Below are 19684 nucleotides of genomic sequence, written 5' to 3'. Positions count from 1 at the left end.
TGATGAAAATGAAAAAAATAGTTCAGTCAGTTTTGAATTTCGCATTGGTGGGCTCCGCAGTGCTGCTGTTGGTGCCTGCTGCCCATGCGGCGATTGACGAGGAAGCCGCCAAGGCACTGGCCCGTCAAAACAAGTGCCTGACCTGCCACTCCGTTGCAAAGGACAAGGATGGACCTGCGTACAAAAAGGTGGCCGAGAAGTACAAGGGCAAGGCCAATGCCGAAGCCCGTTTGATTGAGCACATCACCTCCGGTGAAAAGGCCAAATTCCCTGATGGCCATGAGGAAGAGCACAAGATCGTAAAAACCAGTCCGCCCAAAGACATGGAGCAGATCAAGAACCTGGTGGACTGGATCCTGGCCCAGTAAGCCGCCAAGACACCCGAATGACCCCTTGAGGCAAAAGGAATCAACATGAAATTGCTCCAGAAAATTGTTGGCCTGTGTGTACTGTTGGCGGCCGCTACATTTGGCGTCAACGCACATGCCGCGGACGCCACCTCCGTAGACCGTACCCTCAAGGGGGACGCAGTCTGCACCCGTTGTCACGATGAAGGATCGGACAAGGCCATTCTCTCGGTTTACAAGACACGCCATGGGAACAAGGCAGACGAAAGATCGCCTGGTTGCCAGTCATGCCACGGTAGCAGCACAAATCACTTGAAAGACAAAGCCCAGTCGCCTGACGTTGTATTTGGCAAAGGTAAGACAGCGTCAGATGCGTCGGTACAAAACACCACTTGTATTTCCTGCCACCAGGCCGGCAAGCGCAGCCATTGGGAGGGCAGCCAGCACCAGGGCCAGGGTATGGCCTGTACCAGTTGCCACACCAACCACAATGGCGGCAACGACAAGGTATTGAACAAGGCCACGCAGCCTGAAGTCTGCTTCACCTGCCACAAGACTGAGCGCGCTCAGACACACCGCATCTCGACCCACCCGATTGCTGCTGGCAAGATGGCCTGCTCCGATTGCCATAACCCCCATGGCTCGACCGGTCCGAAGTTGCTGGTAAAAAACAGCGTCAACGAGACCTGCTATACCTGCCATGCTGAAAAACGCGGCCCATTCCTGTGGGAGCATAGCCCGGTAACCGACGATTGCACCAACTGCCACACCCCCCACGGCTCGACCAATACGCCCCTGCTCAAGACCCGCGCACCCTTCCTGTGCCAGCAATGCCACAGCGGTGACCACGGCAAGACCCTGTACAGCGGCGGCAATTTGCCCAGCGGGAACGTCATCAGCGTCAACGGCGCACAAGGTGTGGCCAACCAAAGCCCACCGGCACAGCTCAGTGGCCGGGCCTGCATGAACTGCCACTCGCTGGTCCATGGTTCCAACCATCCCGCCGGTGCGAAATTACAGCGATAAAAAATTGGAGAAATTGATATGAAAACGAACATGAATCGGTTTCCCGTCCGGCTCTCAGTGGCAGCAGTACACAGCGCCATGGTTGCTATGGCCATGGTGTCAGCCGCACAGGCGCAGGATGCGACCGTAGAAGAACTGACACAACCTCGCAGCACCGTCGAGATTGGTGCCATGTATGTGAACCCCACAAACAACGAGAACCGCAACAACGTGGTGCCCAACAGCAACGGCAGCAATACTTCGTACAAGTTTGGTGAATACAACGGCTTGCAAAAGCAGGGCACGACCGCCATCCTGAACTTTGACCTGCGCGGTGGCGGTAGCTACGACAGCGAAGACGCCACGCGCTACCACATCACCGGTACCGATCTGGGCCTGGAGACCCGCAACCTGTCCGCCGACTTTGGCAAGCAGGGCTCCTACCGCATTAATCTGGGTTATGACGAGTTGCTGCGCAACCGCTCCGACACCTATCAGACGCCGTATCTGGGGGAAGGTGGGAATAGCTTCCTATTGCCATCGAACTGGGTCAAGCCCATCGTTCCGCAAGCTTCCGGAACCGCTACCACCAATACCAGTACCAGCACCAACCTGCGCGGTTTGGACCCAACGGCTGGCACGGCCAATGCACTTGTCAATGGTGTCGTCGTTCCGCCCACTGCAGCCACACTCAACAAGCTGGCGGGCAATCGCGCAGCTGATCTGGCAGACTTCCGCAACGTCAATCTCTACACCAAGCGCAGCGCAACCAGTGCCGGAGCGTCGATCGAGATTGACAACCAGTGGAACATCAAGGCCAGCATCAAGCGGGAGAACAAGACAGGCTACAAGCCGCTAAGCGTGGTGACATCGCAGGTCAGCGAATACGCAGTCACACTTGCGGACCCCATCAACCAGACCACCGACCAGTACAACGTCAGTCTGAACTATCGGGGTGCGAAGAGCTTCTTCTCGGCAGAATACTACGGATCACTGTTTGTCAACGACGTGAAGTCGGTCGCATGGAACGACATCAGTGACCCCACCAAGACCGGTACGATTGCCGGAGCACCGAGCAACCAGTTCCACCAAATCAATCTCACTGGCGGTTACACCATCAGTCCCGCTACCAAGTTTGTGTGGAATGCGTCTACTGCACGCAATACACAGGATGAAGCATTCGTGACCGCTGGCCAGAATGCGCAGTTCCCCTTGGGCCTGCCTGGAACATCCCTGCAAGGTGTGGTGGTGACAACAGGTTTCAATGCCAAACTCACCTCCAAAGCCACGCAGAGTCTGGGCCTGACGGCAAATTTCAAATACGAAAATCGCGACAACCAGACGCCGATCAACACGTACTACTTTCAGGACGCAAACGAAACCAAGTCGGGCGTCAATGCATGGCTGGCCGGTCAGGGCAGCAATCTGAATATGTACGCCAACCGGGCCTACAGCAAGAAGCTAAGTCAGCTCAACCTGGATGCCGACTACAAGGTCAACCGTGACAACGCGTTGAAGTTTGGCTACGACGCTCAGCAGATAGACCGCAGCTGCAATGGCTCGTGGATCAACTGCGCAGATGCCCCCACCACCAAGGAAAACACCCTGCGCGCCCAATGGAGGAGCAAGCTTACTGACGACCTGGACGCAAGGTTGGGCTACGCCCGTTCGGCACGCACGGTGAACTATGACGAAAACGCCTTCCTGGCGCTGACGCCCTATGCCAATGTCATTCCCACGCTGGGGGCTGGTGTGGGAGCCACGCAAAGCGCTTACACCTTCCTGATGGCCAATGGTTTGACCGGATTTGGCCCCCTGGCCGGCCTGCCATCCACGGCACTGACTGGCAATGCGGCCATCTACAGTCCCAACAACAATATCCTTCCGCAGGCTTTGTATGGCAGCCGCAACAACATCAACGAGTTGATTGGAATGCGCCGCTTCAATATGGCGGACCGCAACCGAGACAAATTGCGCACATCGTTGAACTGGCAGGCAACCGACGCTTTCTCGCTAACGGCCAGCTATGACTATGACAAAGACAACTACCAAAATTCGCTCTACGGTCTTCAAGGCTCGCAAGGCCGCACTTTGAATGTGGAAGGCGCCTACGACGTAAGCGAAAACTTTGGCACATCGGTGTTTTACTCCAACGAAGACAAGACGTCTACCAGCGCGGGCGATGCTTATGGCTCCAACGCCCCGTTGACTGCAACCAATGTGTATGTTGGCAATGCCGGCAACACCAACATCTCGCCATCGGTTTGCTACGGCACGATTGCCGGCAAGGTGCGTGATGCCAAAACGGACCCCTGCCTAAACTGGTCCAACCAGATGCACGACAAGGTTGACACCTTGGGCTGGACACTCAAGCAGAAGGGCCTGCTCAGCGGCAAGCTGGACCTGAGCACAACGCTGGTATGGTCACGAGCCCGTACAGATATTGATGTCACAGGCGGCAGCTACATTGCCAACCCACTTGCGTCGATCACTGCGGTTGTACAGCCAGGCGGCATTGCCAACTACTACATCGCTGCCTCAGCCTTCCCCACCATAACAACAGATACAACGGAACTGCGGATCACCGGTCGCTATGCGTTGGACAAGAAGTCTGCGGTTCGCCTGAGCTACGGTTACTCAATGACCAAGGCAGTGGACTGGAGTTATGACGGCTACCAGTTTGGAACCGGTACCAACTTCATGCCCACCAACGAGCAAGCTCCCAACTACACGGTGCAGAACCTGGGTGTTGCTTACACGTTCTCGTTCTAAGAAGCCCAGTTAGCGATTAGCGATGCGATTGCGGGGCCAGTCACACTGGCCCCGTTTTTTTAATAGCAGTGGGAGCAAATACCATGAGTACAACAAACCAAGGCCTGATGGGCCGGCTGTGGACAATACTGAAGACCCCCAGCGCAAAATATTCTCTACTGGCGATTCTGCTGGTCGGTTTTTTTTCCGGCATTATTTTTTGGGGCGGTTTTAACACAGCACTGGAAGCGACCAACAGGCTCGAGTTCTGCATTAGCTGCCATGAAATGCGGGACACCGTCTATGTGGAATACAAGGAAACTATCCACTATTCCAATCGCACTGGCGTGCGTGCTACCTGCCCGGACTGCCATGTGCCCAAAGATTGGACCCACAAACTCATCCGAAAGGCCCAGGCCAGCGGTGAGGTTTGGGGCAAGATCATGGGCAACATCGACACTCCGGCGAAGTTTGAGGCCAAACGTATGGAACTGGCAACGCATGAGTGGAATCGGATGAAAGCGACTGGATCCATTGAATGCCGCAACTGCCACAACTTCGATGCCATGAGCGGCGACATCCAGAAGCAAACCGTATACAAAAAACACATGGCTGCCAAGGAAAAAGGCGAAACCTGTATTGATTGTCACAAGGGTATTGCCCACCACCTTCCCAAGGAATACAAGGAAGACGACGAATAGACATTCACCCGCTATTAGGGCGGCCACACCTGGCGCGCAATATCCAGCGAACGCAGCCGCAACTCCGGCTCGTACACGTCACACACCAAAATAAATTCGTCCGCGTCGGTCAGTTCCTGTAGCCGGGCCAGACCCGCCTGCACCGTCTGCGGCCCACCAATCACGGCCATGGCCAAGAAATCGGCAATGGCCTGGCGTTCGCGCTCTGATAATGTCGCCATGAATTGCGCCACGGGCGGCTGCAGCTTTTTGCGCTCGCCGGTCAGAATGCCCAGTATCCGCTGGTAAATGCTGCTGGCCAAAAAATGCGCTACTTCATCCGTGGGGGCGGCCACCAGTGGCACTCCAATGGCCACATAGGGTTTGGCCAACACTGCCGAAGGCTGAAAGTGCCGTCGGTAGATGTCGATCGCTTGCAACAGCATCTGGGGAGCAAAGTGCGAGGCAAAGGCGTACGGCAAACCACGCTGCGCGGCCAATTGGGCGGAAAACAAACTGGAGCCCAACAACCATATTGGCACATGGGTACCGGCACCGGGGTTGGCCACCACCCGTTGCCCGGGGTGTGCATCGCCCAACAGCTCTTGCAGCTCGCTCACCTCGCGCGGAAAGTCCTGCTCCGTCTCGGGCCGGTTGCGGCGCAGCGCGCGCATGGTCAGCGGGTCGGTGCCCGGTGCGCGACCCAGCCCCAGGTCAATGCGGTTGGGATACAACTCGGCCAGTGTGCCAAAGGCCTCCGCCACCACCAACGGGGCATGGTTGGGCAGCATGACACCGCCCGACCCCACGCGGATGCGCTGGGTGCCACCCGCAATATGACCGACCAGCACCGCCGTGGCGGAGCTGGCGATACTGGGCATGTTGTGGTGTTCGGCCAGCCAATAGCGCGTAAAGCCAAGGGCCTCGGCGTGTTGCGCTGTGCGCAACGACAGGGCCAGAGCCTGGGCCACGGTGCCGCCTTCGCGCACAGCCACCAGGTCCAGCATGGAAAGTTGGGTTTTTACGGGTGTAGACATGGGACCATTGTGGTGCCAACCGCACTTGCATACCGGTGTAGGGGTGATTGCCTTGGGAGACAATGGCGCCATGAAGATCATTACCCGCGACATTCCACCCCGCAGCGTGTGGGCGCTGGAGAAGGCCGGCATCCACCCCCTGCTGGCGCGACTGTATGCCGCACGGGGCGTCACCGGCACCGAAGAATTGGACGACGCGCTGGCCAAGCTGCTGCCCCCCACCACCATGAAGGGCTTGCCAGAAGCGGCGCAGTTGCTGGCCGATGCGATTGCACAGGACAAACGTCTGTGCATCGTGGCCGATTACGACTGCGACGGCGCCACCGCCTGCGCCGTGGCCCTGCGCGGGCTCAAGCTGCTGGGCGCACGGCACGTGAATTACATCGTGCCGGACCGCATCGTGGACGGCTATGGCCTGACCGCACCGATAGCGCAACGGGTCAATGACTCGGGTGCCGATGTGCTGATCACGGTGGACAACGGCATTGCCAGCATGGACGGCGTAGCCTTTGCGCGCCAGCTGGGACTGCAGGTGCTGATAACCGACCACCACCTGCCGGCCAGCGGGCCAACGGGCATCGTGCTGCCCGATGCTAACGTTATCGTCAACCCCAACCAGCCCGGCTGCAACTTTGCCAGCAAATCAATTGCGGGCGTGGGTGTCATGTTTTATGTGTTGTTGGCGCTGCGCACCGAGTTGCGCGCGCGTGGCGTGTTTGATCAGGCCAGCCAACCGAAGCTCGATACCCTGCTGCCCCTGGTGGCACTGGGCACGGTCGCCGATGTGGTCAAGCTCGACGCCAACAACCGTCGCTTGGTGGCCCAAGGGTTAAAAAGGGTTCGAGCCCTCGCCATGCCATGTGGTATCGCTAGTCTTTTCATAGCATCCGGGCGTTCTGCCGTTGCCGCCACCACATTTGACTTTGGCTTTGCCCTGGGGCCACGCATCAATGCGGCCGGCCGCTTGAGCGATATGACACTGGGCATTGAATGCCTGCTCACCGATGACCCGGCCCGCGCCGACGAGTTGGCCAAGACCCTGGACGGCATCAACCGCGAGCGCCGTGCCATTGAGGGCGACATGCGTGAGCAGGCTCTGCTGGCCGCCGAATCCCTGTTTGATGAGGGTGACGAACCGCCGCCCGCCATCTGTGTGTTCGACCCGGACTTCCATGAAGGCGTGGTGGGCATTGTGGCCAGCCGCATCAAAGACAAGCTGCACCGCCCAGCCTTTGTGTTTGCCACCAGCGGCGCGCCCGGCAAGGAGCATGAGCTAAAAGGGTCGGGCCGCTCCATCCCCGGCTTTCACCTGCGCGACGCGCTGGACCTGGTGGCCAAACGCCACCCCGGCGTGCTGCTGCGCTTTGGCGGGCACGCCATGGCGGCGGGTTGCACCATCACCGAAGACGGCCTGGACACCTTCGAGCAAGCATTGATCGAAGTGGCACAGGAATGGCTGGACGCCGCCACGCTGACGCGGCGGCTGGAAACCGACGGCCCACTGGAGCCCGAATACCGGCGGGTAGACCTGGTGGACACCTTACACAAAGAGGTCTGGGGCCAGGGGTTTGCGGCACCTACCTTCAGCGAAGAGGTGGAGGTGTTGTCGCAGCGCCTGGTAGGTGAAAAGCACCTGGCACTCAAGCTGAAGCACCGTGGTCAGCCCGTAGACGGCATCTGGTTTAGCCATACCGAACCACTGCCAGCCAAAGTGGTACTGGCCTTTCGGCTGGACGCTGACGAGTGGAACGGCATGCGCCGCGTGCGCTTTTTGGTGGAGGGTGCGCAGGTTTAGCGGGTCAGCCATGCCATACTGAAAGTGATCCAATACCGTGTCAGCCCCCTGTAGCCATAGCGGGTAACACTCTGAACATCGTCTTTTACTACCCAAGGAGTCCCCCATGTCCCGTGAAGTTGTTGTCGTAAGCGCTGTGCGCACTGCCATTGGCACCTTTGGCGGAAGCCTCAAGGACATTCCGCCCACCGAACTGGCGGCCCAGGTAGTGCGCGAATCTTTGGCCCGCGCCCAGGTCGAGGGCCGGGATGTGGGCCACGTGGTGTTCGGCCATGTGGTCAACACCGAACCCAAAGACATGTACTTGTCGCGCGTGGCCGCCATCAACGGCGGTTGCGCCGAGGGCACGCCCGCCTTCAACGTGAACCGCCTGTGCGGCTCGGGCCTGCAGGCCATCATCTCGGCCAGCCAGAGCATTTTGCTGGGCGACACCGATATAGCTATTGGCGGTGGCGCCGAGAACATGAGCCGCGCCCCCTTTGCCAGCCTGAACATGCGCTGGGGTGCCCGCATGGGTGACACCAAGATGATCGACATGATGATCGGCGCGCTGCACGACCCGTTCCACACCATCCACATGGGCGTAACCGCCGAGAACATTGCCGCCAAGTGGGGCATCAGCCGTGAAGAGCAAGACGCACTGGCCGTGCAGAGCCACAACCGTGCCCAGCGGGCCACAGAAGCCGGCTATTTCAAAGAGCAGATCATGCCGGTCATGCTCAAGAGCAAAAAGGGCGACGTCGCCTACGCGGTGGATGAACACTTCCGCCCCAATTGCACCATGGCCGACATGGCCAAACTCAAGCCGGCGTTCCTAAAAGAAAACGGCACAGTAACGGCCGGTAACGCTTCTGGCATCAACGACGCCGCTGCTGCCGTGGTGCTGATGGAAGCTGGCGCTGCCAAAGCCCGTGGCGCCAAACCGCTGGCCCGCCTGGTGGCTTACGCCCACGCCGGTGTGGACCCCAAGTACATGGGCATTGGCCCGGTTCCGGCTACCCAGGCCGCACTCAAAAAAGCGGGCCTGACCGTGAACGACCTGGACGTAATCGAGGCCAATGAAGCCTTTGCAGCCCAGGCCTGCGCCGTGAGCCATGATCTGGGGCTGGACCCAGCCAAGGTCAACCCCAATGGGTCGGGCATTTCGCTGGGCCACCCCATTGGCGCTACCGGCGCGCTGATCACCGTGAAGGCGCTGTACGAGTTACAGCGCATCCAGGGTCGCTATGCGTTGGTGACTATGTGCATTGGCGGCGGACAGGGTATTGCCGCAATTTATGAACGTATGTAAAGTTCGTTCATCCGGAGATCGCTTCATTTTTTATAGCACCCCATGACCTTTTGACGAGGGCTTGGGGCGCTTTGGAGACCCAGTTGCTACCCGCCTACATCACCCACGCCGACTGCTCCCTTCACGAGATGGGGCCCCAACACCCGGAGTGTCCAGAGCGGCTGGCCGCCATCAACGACATGTTGTTAATCAAGGGCCTGCTGGACTACATGCACCCTTACTACGCGCCGCTGGCCACGCCTGAGCAGTTGTCCCATGCCCATTCGTCGCTGTATGTGGCAGAGCTAATCGACGCATCGCCCACCGAGGGCTACCACCGCGTGGACCCCGACACCGAAATGAATCCTTTCACCATACCAGCAGCACTGCGGGCAGCGGGTGCCGTGGTGCTGGCGACTGATTTGGTGATGTCGGGTGAAGCGCCAACGGCCTTCTGCAGCGTACGTCCACCCGGCCACCATGCCGAGCGCAGCACCGCCATGGGGTTCTGCTTCTTCAACAACATCGCGGTGGGCATACGCCATGCACTGACCGAGCACGGCATCCAGCGCGTGGCGTTGATCGACTTTGACGTGCACCATGGCAACGGCAGCGAAGATATTTTCCGGGGCGATGACCGTGTATTGATGTGTTCCATTTTTGAGCAGGGCATTTACCCGTTCACTGGCGAAAACGCTGTCGGCCCCAACATGCTCAATGTGGGGCTGCCTTCACGCTCGGGCGGCGAAGCGTTCCGAACTGCCGTGACCGAGCGCTGGCTGCCAGCGTTGGAGGCCTTTGCGCCCGAGTTGATCTACATCTCGGCCGGCTTCGACGGACACCGCGAGGACGACATGGGCAACCTTGGCCTGGTGGAAGCCGACTACGCCTGGGTTACCCAACAACTGATGGCGGTGGCCCAACGCCACTGCAAGGGCCGCATCATCTCGTGCCTGGAAGGTGGTTATGTGCTGAGCCCGTTGGCACGCAGCGTGGCCGCTCACGTCAAGGTGCTCATTGGCGCCGACTAAAGAAATTCTATGGACAAACACTACCTCACCCCCCTCTTTAACCCTGCCTCTGTGGTCGTATTCGCCGGCAAGGTTGACGACCCCACAACGCAAACGCCCCAGGCAGTGGCTTTGCTGGAAGCCTTGCACGCGCAGCGCTTCACCGGCACGCTGCACTATCTGGACATCCACACCAGCGGTACGCTGGCCGACCTGGCCCAGGCACGTGCCGATCTGGCCATCATCGCCCTGCCCCCAGGCGATGTAGCTGCGGCACTGGAACTGTCCGGTCGCATGGCCTGCCGCGCCGCCCTGGTGATTTCCAGTGGCATCACGGCCGAACAATCCACCGAACTCAAGAAAATCGCCCGCCGCGAGGGCATCCACCTGCTGGGGCCCAATTCGCTGGGGCTGCAGCGGCCACAATTGCAACTCAATGCCTCCGCTGCCGGTCCGCTGGCCAACCCCGGTACTTTGGCACTGGTGTGCCAGTCCGGTGCACTGACATCCTCCATGCTGGACTGGGCACGCAGCAACGGCGTCGGCTTTTCATCGGTGGTGTCACTGGGGCCACATACATCGGTGGACATAGCCCAGACGCTGGATTTTCTGGCCAATGACGCGCAGACCCACAGCATCGTGATGTACATGGAGGGCATCTCCAGTGCCCGGCGCTTCATGAGCGCCCTGCGTTCGGCTGCCAATGCCAAGCCGGTGGTGGTGCTCAAGGCAGGGCGCAAGGCAGCGGGCACCGAAGCGGCACAAACCCACAGTGGCGCCATTGTCGGCAGCGATGATGTGTTTGACGCAGCGCTGCGCCGCGCCGGTGCGGTGCGGGTGCGCTCCTTCGTGGCGCTGTTCTCGGCCGCCAAGTGCCTGGCCTCGCGCTATCGACCCGTGGGCAAGCGCCTGTCAATCGTTACCAACGGTGGTGGCCCCGGCGTACTGGCAGCCGACTGGGTGAACGAAATTTCTCTGCAACTGGGCAAACTCTCCAGCGAATCCATCGCGGTCCTCCAGCCGCTGCTACCGCCCCTGGCCTCCCTGACCGATCTGATCGACCTGTCAGAAGACGCTGGCCCAGAACACTTCAAGGCCGCCATTGCCGCAGCAGCAAAAGATCGCCAAGTCGATGGTATTTTGGCCATCTATTCCCCCAAGGCCGGCGGGGATGCGACCGCAGTCGCCACGGCACTGGCAGAAGCCAAACGTAACGTAGGCATACCCCTGCTGTCATGCTGGATGGGAGACGCCTCGGTTGGCGCAGCACGCGGCATTCTCAAAGAAGCCGCTATCCCCAGTTTTCGCACGCCAGAGGCGGCAGTGGGTGCCTTTGGCAATCTGGCGGCCTTCTACCAGAACCAGTTGCTGTTGCAACAGACGCCACCGCCGCTATCCACACTCAACAAGCCCGACATCGAAGGCGCCCGCTTGGTCATTGAAGGCGTGCTGGCCGAACGGCGCAAGGTGCTGACCGAGATGGAGTCCAAGACCCTGCTGTCAGCCTTCCACATTCCAGTCACCACCACCATGCTGGCACGCAGCGCCAACGAAGCCATGATGATTGCCACCCAACTCGGATTTCCGGTGGCACTGAAGATTGACTCGCCCGATATCAGCCACAAGTCGGACGTGCAGGGCGTGGTCCTCAACATCAACAACGCCACCGGCGTGCGTGACGCCTACAACGACATGATGCAAACGGTAGCCCGCCTGCAGCCCCAGGCGCGCATCAACGGCGTTACGGTGCAAAACATGGCCAGTGCCAAGCGCGGCCGCGAAATCTACATTGGCCTGGTCACCGATGACCCGTTCGGCCCGGTAATTGCCTTTGGTGCCGGTGGAACCATGATTGAACTCATCAACGACCGCGCCATGGAGTTACCGCCGCTCAATCAATTTTTGGCACGCCGCCTGATCGAGCGTTCCCGCGTGGCCGAGACCCTGGGTGAATGGCGTGGCAGCAATGCCGTCAACATGGATGCACTCGAACAGGTGCTGCTGCGCGTATCCGAGATGGTGTGCGAACTACCCCAGTTGCGCGAGATGGATATCAACCCCTTTATCGTGGACGAACACGGAGCCGTAGCGGTGGACGCCCGCATCGTTATCGACCATGCCACGCAGACCGCCAGCAGCGGCAACAGCAGCTACAACCACCTCGCCATACTGCCCTACCCGGCACGCTTTGAGCAGGTGTGGCCACTGCGCGGTGGCGGAGAGTATTCAGTGCGGCCAATCCGCCCGGACGATGCCAAAATGCTGCAGGACTTGGTGCACAGCCTATCGCCCGAGAGCCGTTACTTCCGATTTGTGTCTTCCATCAGCGAGTTGCCAGCGACCATGCTGGCTCGCTTCACCCTGATTGACTACGACCGAGAAATGGCCCTGGTCGCAGTGGTCAAGGAACGCACGGCAAGTGCCGATGGCAAGATGACCGAGACCGAACGCATCGTGGGCGTGTCGCGCTACATCACCAACCCCGACAAGGCCAGTTGCGAATTCGCGCTGGTGGTGGCCGACGACTTCAGCGGCAAAGGGCTGGGTTCGCGCCTGATGCTCAGCATCATGGATGTGGCCCGCGAGAAAGGCCTGTCCGAGATTGACGGCCTGGTGCTGGCCAACAACCCCAGCATGCTCAAGCTCATGCGCAGCCTGGGGTTTTCGATCAAGACCTTCGCGGAAGATGCGGATTTCAAACTCGTCACGCACGCGCTGTGAGTTGCACCCGGACCCTATTTGATCAGTCTTCCCTGGCTCCCGATGATCGTGATGTCGACCGAGGGTTCCGCTTTGTGCAGTACCGGTGAGTAATTCAGTACATAGTCGCCCAAGTCATAGCGTCCCAGCGATTCAAGCGCCGCCAATACCTTTTCTTTGGTAGGTTTAGGTCCGGCATGGCGTATCGCAGTCACCAGCACTTTGGCGGCCATATACCCTTCCAGCCCGGCAAACGAAGGCGTCAGCGCGGGTCCGCCTTTCTTCAACGCGTCCCGGTACTCAACCACAATTTTTCGGGCAACGTTGTAGGGGTAGGGAACCGACTGGGAGAAGACCATGCCGCGTGCATCTTCTTCTCCAATTTGCTTGATTAGCGTCTGCCAATTGTTGATGCTGAAGGTGTACCGGGTTACACCGCGGCCCAGAGTTTGAAGCATTTGCCGCATGGCAATCGGAAAGGTCGGGCCAACCGCGAACGTGAAGACCGCGTCGGGGTGCAAAGCGCCCAGCTTGGTCATCGCTTCTTTCATAAGACGGGCTTGCACTTCAGGTGCCGGGTCAATATCAAACCCCACTGCGCCTACATAGTCCAAGCCGGCAGCTTTGACAATTTTTTCAAACACGGGTGCAAACAAGGGGCCCTGTGACGTGTTGTAATAAAAATAAGCCACCCGCTTTTGACCGATGATGGTCATCTGGCGCGCCAAAGCGGCGACCTCATCATCGTAGGAAGAGCGGATGGGAAAAACATTGGGAGAAGCCAGTACTTGCACGTCCCCGAACGGTGCAACCAACGCAATGCCCGCCTCTTTCAAGACCCCTGATTTGTTCAGCGCCAACGTGCCAGGCGTGCCCTGCGGCAGAACAATCGCCAGCACCTTGTCTTCGTCGATCAACTGTTGCGCACGCTCGACAACCAATTTTGGGTTGAACTCGTCATCACGGAAAATAACCCGCAGCGGCTCACCATTGATGCCACCGGCATCATTGACCTTCTTCACGTACAGATCGAATCCCTCTGCCGATGAGATCGTGGTCGGGGCCCCAATCGGGTTTTTCAGCGTACCCAACCGTCCAATCAGCAACTCAGCCTGCGCGGTACCGCACACTGAGAAAATGCTGATCAGGCCAAGACCAATGACTTTGATAATTTGTCGCATCGAAATCTTTCAATAGTAGTGCGTCAGTCAGTGCTGACGGTGAGTTCGGGCTCGGGAAGCTTATCAGTTACACGCGGATTAAAGGGTAGTTTTTGTAACGAAAGTTTGATCAAAAATAGATTTATATCAAACAAGTTAACACTAAACGCCCACAATCTGGTTGCGCCCTTGATGCTTGGCCTGGTACAGGGCCTCATCGGCCTGCTTGACCAGTGACTGTGCATTCAGGCCGAACCGCAACTGCGCAATGCCACAGGAAAAAGTGCAGGCAAACGAGGTGCGGTTGACCGGGTGGCGGAACTCCGAGAAATCGATGCGAATACGGTCCAGCAACTGGTGCGCGCGCTCGGCATCGGCCTGGGGAAGTATCACCAGAAACTCCTCGCCGCCGTAACGGCCTACGGCATCGGTCTTGCGCAGGCGTTGCTTGAGCAGCCAAGCCATGCTGCGGATCACCTGGTCGCCCATCGGGTGTCCATAGGTGTCATTGACCTTCTTGAAGTGGTCGATATCGATCATGGCCACACACAAGGGTGTTTGCTCGGCCTTTGCCGTGGTGACGGCCGCATCCACCCTTTGCTTGGATGTCGTATGGTTTAGCAACCCGGTGAGGCTGTCCAGAAACATGGAACGCCGCAGAATGCGGTAGCGCTCGATCTTGCTTCTTACCACTGCATTCAAGATGACAGGGTTGAAGGGCTTGGTCAGAAAATGGTCTCCGCCCAGGCGCAAGGCATCCACCTGCAAGGCAATGCTGGTGTCGGCCGACAGGTACACCACCGGGGTGGACAAAAATTCTTCGTGCTGGCGAATAACGCGCGTCACCTCCACACCGGTGCAGCCCGGCATGTACATGTCCATCAGCACCAGATCGGGCTGAAATTTGGCCAAGGTGGTGAGCACTTCCTGCGGTTTGGAAATCGCCATGGATTCAACGCCGGACTCCTTGAGCGTGCGCTGGATCAGCGTGCTGGCGGTCTTGGAATCCTCCACCACCAACACACGGTAGGGCGGCTCTTCCTCGCTGCCGCAAAGCTTGACAATGCGGGCCATGATGGTTGACTGCGTCGTACCAACCGGGAAGCAAAAATCGCAGCCCACACGCAGAGCCAGTTTGAGGCTCTCAAACTCCGGCGGTAGTTGAAGACCAATGATGCTGCTGGCAGAGAAGCGGCTGCGCAGGGCCTGCACCCGCACAATGAAAGCCGTGGACTCCAGACCCTTGGCGTCCACCAGCACTATGGTCGGGTCCTGGGTGGGCTTCTGATCGTAGTGGGCGCCACACACCTCAACCTGGATGTTGAAATAGCCCGCTTGCGTAACCACTTCTTTCCAGCTACTGGGTACAGACGTCAACAACCAGATTTTCTTCACCGGGAGCAAGTCAGTGATGACCTCGGCATCCTGGTGCAGACGGCGCTCCGGGTTGGCGTCGGTGTTTTCATCCAAGAAGGACGTAATGCGCGCACTGAATTCGGTAATCTGGCTGTTCAGGTCGTCCATGGGCGCATCGACTATGGGATCGCTGTTCCATCGGTCAAACTGCGACAACACCTGTTGCTCCACCGCCCGGGCAAGCTGATGCAAACCAGGCAAACCTTTAGCGTCCAAAAATTCCGTAAAGCTGGAAACGGCCACCGCAAACTCCACAAACCCGTCAAGGCCGGGATGTGACTTGCATGCGTGCCATTTGGAAAGAAATTCGTCGCTTTTTCTTTTTAGCTCAGCGGGCGAGCAGGACATATCACTCCTAGTGACCGGTGAACCCGGTTCTATAGTGCATTTTAGTCCGGCTATCTCTAAGCTAAGCGTCGTCTTGAAAGCGTCCAGAACGCAGGGTAACTACCAAGGTGTCACGGTGTCCACCCTGCGCCACAGGCTGAATGGGTGTGGATTCATGGATCACCCGCGCATCGTCCAGCAACAACACTGACCACGGCTCGGACAACGTAAAGCGCTGACCATTTGGGCCATCTGCCTCAAACACCCGTGTCTCGCCACCCTTGATGCCCTGGCGGTCCACCAGGAACACCGCTACCAAATCGACACCATCGCGGTGCGCGCCTTCGGGTGTGGGCCGGCCAATGCCGTCGGTGGTATCAATACGGAACTGATGTGCCTCCACATACCAGGGTTGTGCACCTTTCAGGTGGGAGCACAACTGTGCCAGCGCGCACAACAGCTGCGACCAGGCCGGCAACGCAGTGGTGGTGGTTGCCACCGGTTCAAACCAGCGCTGCATTCCACCATGCAATGCGTTGTATTCCTGCGGTTGCCAGTGGGCGCGGTGGGGCACCGCCTGCACATCGTCTCCTTGAACAATGTAACTGGCATGCCGCCGGCGCCGGTAGCGTCCACCGTCTTTCAGGTATTGGTCCGCTGGCAGATCGTTCCAACTGGAAACCAAGGCCTGCAGGTCGGTTGCCGTAGTGTGCGCAAGCGCGTGAACGGACTGGGCACCGAGCACGGCATAGCCTTGCCGTTGCAGGGTAACTACAGCCGCATCAAGGCCCACGCTCGGGGGAGAAAATAGCTTGTTTGTCATGCCCTGTAGCTTAAAGGCAGGCGGCCTGCTCACCACTACAGCGCCTTGCGCCCCAGCAGGCCACCAATACGACGCACAAGCCACTTGGGCGTGCCGCGCGAGGCCAGCATGGCCGCCTGGTTGACAGCGCCCGGCACGCAAATGGCGACTCCTTTCATGCAGGCCTCAAAGGCTTGGATAGCAACGGCTTCCACATCACCCACCAGAAAGCTGGGCAACTGTCCAATCTTGACATTCGCCCCTGCAGCCTGGGTCAGCATTTGGGTAGCTGTGATGCCAGGGCACAGGGCGGTTACGGTCACACCGGTTCCGCGCAACTCTTCGGCCAATGACTCGGACAAAGACAGCACGTAGGCCTTACTGGCCGCATAACTGGCCAGAGTTGGAACGGGCTGAAAAGCCGCTATCGAGGCCACATTGAGCACCCGCCCACTGCCCCGCTGCACCATTTCCGGAACAAAGGCACCCAGCATGGCAGTAAGGCCCGAGATGTTGATGTCAATGATGGCCTGGTGCTTCTCCGGAGCAATGGCGGTGAACGCACCCTGCTCCAGAACGCCCGCGCAATTGACCAACACATCCACCTGGCAGCGTTTACGCTGCAGGTCAGCGTGCAAGTACGCCACAGCGCCGGGTTGTGACAAATCGGCTGGTTGCACGCGCACGGTAACGCCGTGCTTGGCCGCCAGGGTTTGCGACAAGTCCCGGAGCTTGCCCACGCTACGGGCCACCAAAACCAGATCCATCTTGGCCGTGGCAAAGCAATGGGCCAGCGCCTCACCAATGCCCGATGAGGCACCAGTGATCAGGGCAGTTTGTCGGGTGGAAGGCTTAGAGGTGGAGGGATGGGTCATGGTGTGCTCGCTATATTGAAGTTGGCTACAAAGGATGTTTAGTGTTGTGCCGGCTCTAACTGTAGTGTCATGCCCGCCACGCGCAGACGCTGTACCAGCACGTCACCCAGCGCGCTGGCGGGTGTGAGCAGGCCGCCGTATTGGCGCCCACCCGGCAATTCATCCAGCTGCAGGGCCAGCGCCAGAGCCGATTCGCACAGCATCTTGGTCGTGGCGCGGTTGCCCGGATCACCCTGGTCGGCAATCATGCCGCGCACCGTCTTACCGCTGGCGCTGTGACCCATCCATTGGCAGCGAAACGATCCGCCATCCATGCTGGCCTCCGACGGTCCGGCACCCGGTGGCGGCGCCAGCTTTTGCGCCAGATTGCGCACAGGCGCCAACCGCAGGGCCGCTTGAGACGTGAACGAGCCTGCACTCAGGCTGGCGGCGGCCATCGCAGCGACCGGACCACGCCCCAGCCGCAGATACTCCTGGTAGGCATAACCTTGGGCATACCCCAGCAATGCTGCGCTGCGGCGCACCACCCGGGTGTTGATAGGACCCATCATGAACGGTGCCAGCCAGGCCGAGAAGTCGGTATCAAAGCGTGGCGCAATCGGGTCGGCATGGGCCTGCGCATCAGTTGGGCGTGTGCCTTCAGGATTGAGCAAAAAGGGATCGGCCATGGCTTTAGTCTGCCCCGAGGCCAGCATATTGAACAGCGAGGCCAGCGTGCCGCCGTTGAAGCCACCGCGAATACTGAATGCGGCCTTGACCTGGGTGCAGACCTCACCATGACGATCTTGCATCGCCTGGTTGGCCAGGTAGGCGCTCAGGTCAGAGGGAATGGAGTCAAAGCCGCAAAAGGGAATGATGCGCGCACCCGTGCGCTGGGCCGCGTCGTGGTGCTGATCAATCAGGCCCTTCACCCAAGGCGTCTCGCCAGTGATGTCCACATAGTGCGTGCCGTGGCGCACGCAGGCCGCCACCAGTTCGCTACCGTACAGTGCAAACGGGCCAGCAGTGCTCAGCACCACGCGCGCGTTGCGGGCCAGCGCATCCATGGCGTCGCGGTCATGGGCCTCTGCCACCACCACACCCACTTTAGGGGCGCCACAGTCCTTGCGCACTGCGTTCAGTTTGGTAGCACTGCGCCCGGCAATCGCCCATTGCAGCCCCAAGGACTTAACCTGCAGATGGCGTGCAAAGTAGGCCACCGTCTGGCGCCCGACAAAACCACTGGCGCCGTACAGAACGACGTCATACGGCCGGTTGTTGGCAACTTTCAAGGGCATGGCGAGTTCCTGTCGATCATTGGTGGTTTTAGCTGTCACGCAGGATACGCCAACTTCGCCGCTGTCACAGTACCATGCGCGCTCATTCACCAGGAGTCCGCACCCATGTCCCTCGCCAACCTCGTCAACCACCAGATCCGCCTTGCCGCCCGCCCCGTTGGCCTACCCAAGTCCACCGACTGGAACCATACCACCGAAGCCGTGGCCGAACCGTCTGAAGGCGGCGTGACGCTGAAAACCCTGGCCCTGAGCCTGGACCCCGCCATGCGCGGCTGGATGAACGAAGGCAAGAGCTACATCCCGCCGGTGGGCATCGGCGAAGTCATGCGGGCCGGTGGCGTGGGCAAGGTGATTGCGTCCAAAAACGACAAGTTCGCGGTGGGCGACTATGTGAGCGCGGGCTTTGGCGTGCAGGAATACATCACCATCGCGGCAGATGAAATCAAACGCAACGGCCTCGTCAAAATCGACCTGCGCGCGGGCAGCCTGACCCAGTGGCTCAACGTGCTGGGCATGCCCGGCATGACCGGCTACTTTGGCCTGATGGACGTGGGCATGCCCAAAGCGGGCGAGACGGTCGTGGTGTCGGGTGCGGCTGGTGCTGTCGGCCAGACCGTGGGCCAGCTCGCCAAGCTCAAAGGCTGCCGCGTGGTGGGCATTGCCGGTGGCGCGGCCAAGTGCGACTGGGTGGTGAAAGAACTAGGCTTTGATGCCTGCATTGACTACAAGGCTGGCCCTGGCGCCGTACGTGCCGGCCTTAAAGAGCACTGCCCCAAGGGCGTGGACATTTACTTTGACAACGTGGGCGGCGAGATTCTGGACGATGTGCTGGCCAAGATCACCCGTGGTGCGCGCATCATCATCTGCGGCGCCATCAGCCAGTACAACAACACGACCGCCGTACAAGGCCCCAAGAACTACCTGAGCCTGTTGGTGAACCGCGCGCGCATGGAAGGCATTGTGGTGTTCGACTACGCCGACCGCTACCACTTGGCCGTGGCAGAGATGGCGGGCTACCTGAAGGAAGGCCGCATGAAGAGCAAGGAGGACGTGGTGGTGGGCCTGCAGACGTTCCCTGAAACGCTGCTCAAGCTGTTCAACGGCGAGAACTTCGGCAAGCTGGTGTTGGAAGTGGCCAAGGACTGAAAGAAACGCTGACGAAAATATGTAATTAGCTATTTCTTTGATAGCTACTTACGTATATTCCACGAGGGCTGGAGGCCTAAAATACC

The 19684-nt window shown here is 59.3% G+C and carries 15 protein-coding genes; 9 read left to right on the top strand and 6 right to left on the bottom strand.

Annotated features, from left to right (window positions below):
* Positions 1-8: 8 nt before the first annotated feature.
* The 4 genes from IPI80_RS12780 to IPI80_RS12765 all read left to right on the top strand — a co-directional run bounded on the left by IPI80_RS12780 (position 9) and on the right by IPI80_RS12765 (position 4804).
* Positions 9-368: a c-type cytochrome gene (locus tag IPI80_RS12780; RefSeq protein WP_413860640.1), complete on the top strand. Its 360-nt coding sequence runs from the start codon at positions 9-11 to the stop codon at positions 366-368.
* 45 nt (positions 369-413) lie between these two features.
* A complete protein-coding gene (locus tag IPI80_RS12775) occupies positions 414-1373 on the top strand; it encodes a DmsE family decaheme c-type cytochrome (RefSeq protein WP_413860638.1) in 960 nt (319 codons plus the stop codon).
* 18 nt (positions 1374-1391) lie between these two features.
* Positions 1392-4124, top strand: coding sequence for an MtrB/PioB family decaheme-associated outer membrane protein (locus tag IPI80_RS12770; RefSeq protein ID WP_413860636.1), 2733 nt, complete (start codon positions 1392-1394; stop codon positions 4122-4124).
* An 83-nt stretch (positions 4125-4207) separates the two neighbouring features.
* Positions 4208-4804, top strand: a complete 597-nt coding sequence (locus tag IPI80_RS12765) for a NapC/NirT family cytochrome c (RefSeq protein WP_413860634.1) — start codon at positions 4208-4210, stop codon at positions 4802-4804.
* Positions 4805-4818: 14 nt separating this feature from the next.
* Here IPI80_RS12765 and IPI80_RS12760 read toward each other — a convergent pair whose 3' ends face one another.
* On the bottom strand, positions 4819-5820 hold the full coding sequence (locus IPI80_RS12760) for an LLM class flavin-dependent oxidoreductase (RefSeq protein ID WP_413860632.1): 1002 nt from the start codon (positions 5818-5820) through the stop codon (positions 4819-4821).
* A 70-nt stretch (positions 5821-5890) separates the two neighbouring features.
* On the opposite strand from IPI80_RS12760, the gene recJ reads away from it, so the two are divergent.
* From recJ to IPI80_RS12740, 4 genes are all read left to right on the top strand, one after another.
* Positions 5891-7615, top strand: coding sequence for a single-stranded-DNA-specific exonuclease RecJ (gene recJ / locus IPI80_RS12755; protein ID WP_413860828.1), 1725 nt, complete (start codon positions 5891-5893; stop codon positions 7613-7615).
* A gap of 106 nt (positions 7616-7721) precedes the next feature.
* Entirely contained in the window at positions 7722-8906 is a 1185-nt protein-coding gene (bktB, locus tag IPI80_RS12750; protein ID WP_413860630.1) for a beta-ketothiolase BktB, read from the top strand.
* 83 nt (positions 8907-8989) lie between these two features.
* Positions 8990-9916 (top strand): histone deacetylase family protein, encoded by a 927-nt coding sequence (locus IPI80_RS12745; RefSeq protein WP_413860628.1) that lies wholly within the window; start codon positions 8990-8992, stop codon positions 9914-9916.
* 9 nt (positions 9917-9925) lie between these two features.
* Positions 9926-12616, top strand: a complete 2691-nt coding sequence (locus tag IPI80_RS12740) for a GNAT family N-acetyltransferase (RefSeq protein WP_413860626.1) — start codon at positions 9926-9928, stop codon at positions 12614-12616.
* A gap of 14 nt (positions 12617-12630) precedes the next feature.
* On the opposite strand, the gene IPI80_RS12735 is transcribed toward IPI80_RS12740, so the two are convergent.
* The 5 genes from IPI80_RS12735 to IPI80_RS12715 all read right to left on the bottom strand — a co-directional run bounded on the left by IPI80_RS12735 (position 12631) and on the right by IPI80_RS12715 (position 18452).
* A complete protein-coding gene (locus IPI80_RS12735; protein ID WP_413860624.1) occupies positions 12631-13776 on the bottom strand; it encodes an ABC transporter substrate-binding protein in 1146 nt (381 codons plus the stop codon).
* Positions 13777-13917: 141 nt separating this feature from the next.
* Complete coding sequence (locus IPI80_RS12730; protein ID WP_413860622.1) at positions 13918-15363, bottom strand: diguanylate cyclase; 1446 nt, start codon at positions 15361-15363, stop codon at positions 13918-13920.
* A 217-nt stretch (positions 15364-15580) separates the two neighbouring features.
* Positions 15581-16321: a 2OG-Fe dioxygenase family protein gene (locus IPI80_RS12725; protein WP_413860620.1), complete on the bottom strand. Its 741-nt coding sequence runs from the start codon at positions 16319-16321 to the stop codon at positions 15581-15583.
* A gap of 35 nt (positions 16322-16356) precedes the next feature.
* Positions 16357-17175 carry an SDR family NAD(P)-dependent oxidoreductase gene (locus tag IPI80_RS12720; protein ID WP_413860618.1) on the bottom strand — a complete coding sequence of 273 codons (819 nt, stop codon included), beginning with the start codon at positions 17173-17175 and terminating at the stop codon, positions 16357-16359.
* A gap of 38 nt (positions 17176-17213) precedes the next feature.
* Positions 17214-18452 (bottom strand): saccharopine dehydrogenase family protein, encoded by a 1239-nt coding sequence (locus tag IPI80_RS12715; protein WP_413860616.1) that lies wholly within the window; start codon positions 18450-18452, stop codon positions 17214-17216.
* 105 nt (positions 18453-18557) lie between these two features.
* Here IPI80_RS12715 and IPI80_RS12710 point away from each other — a divergent pair, with 105 nt between their 5' ends.
* On the top strand, positions 18558-19598 hold the full coding sequence (locus IPI80_RS12710; RefSeq protein ID WP_413860614.1) for an NADP-dependent oxidoreductase: 1041 nt from the start codon (positions 18558-18560) through the stop codon (positions 19596-19598).
* Positions 19599-19684: the final 86 nt, after the last annotated feature.

The organism is Candidatus Aalborgicola defluviihabitans, from assembly GCF_016705985.1.
Taxonomy (GTDB): Bacteria; Pseudomonadota; Gammaproteobacteria; order Burkholderiales; family Burkholderiaceae_C; genus Allorhodoferax; species Allorhodoferax defluviihabitans.
This window is presented reverse-complemented; position numbering and strand designations above follow the sequence as displayed.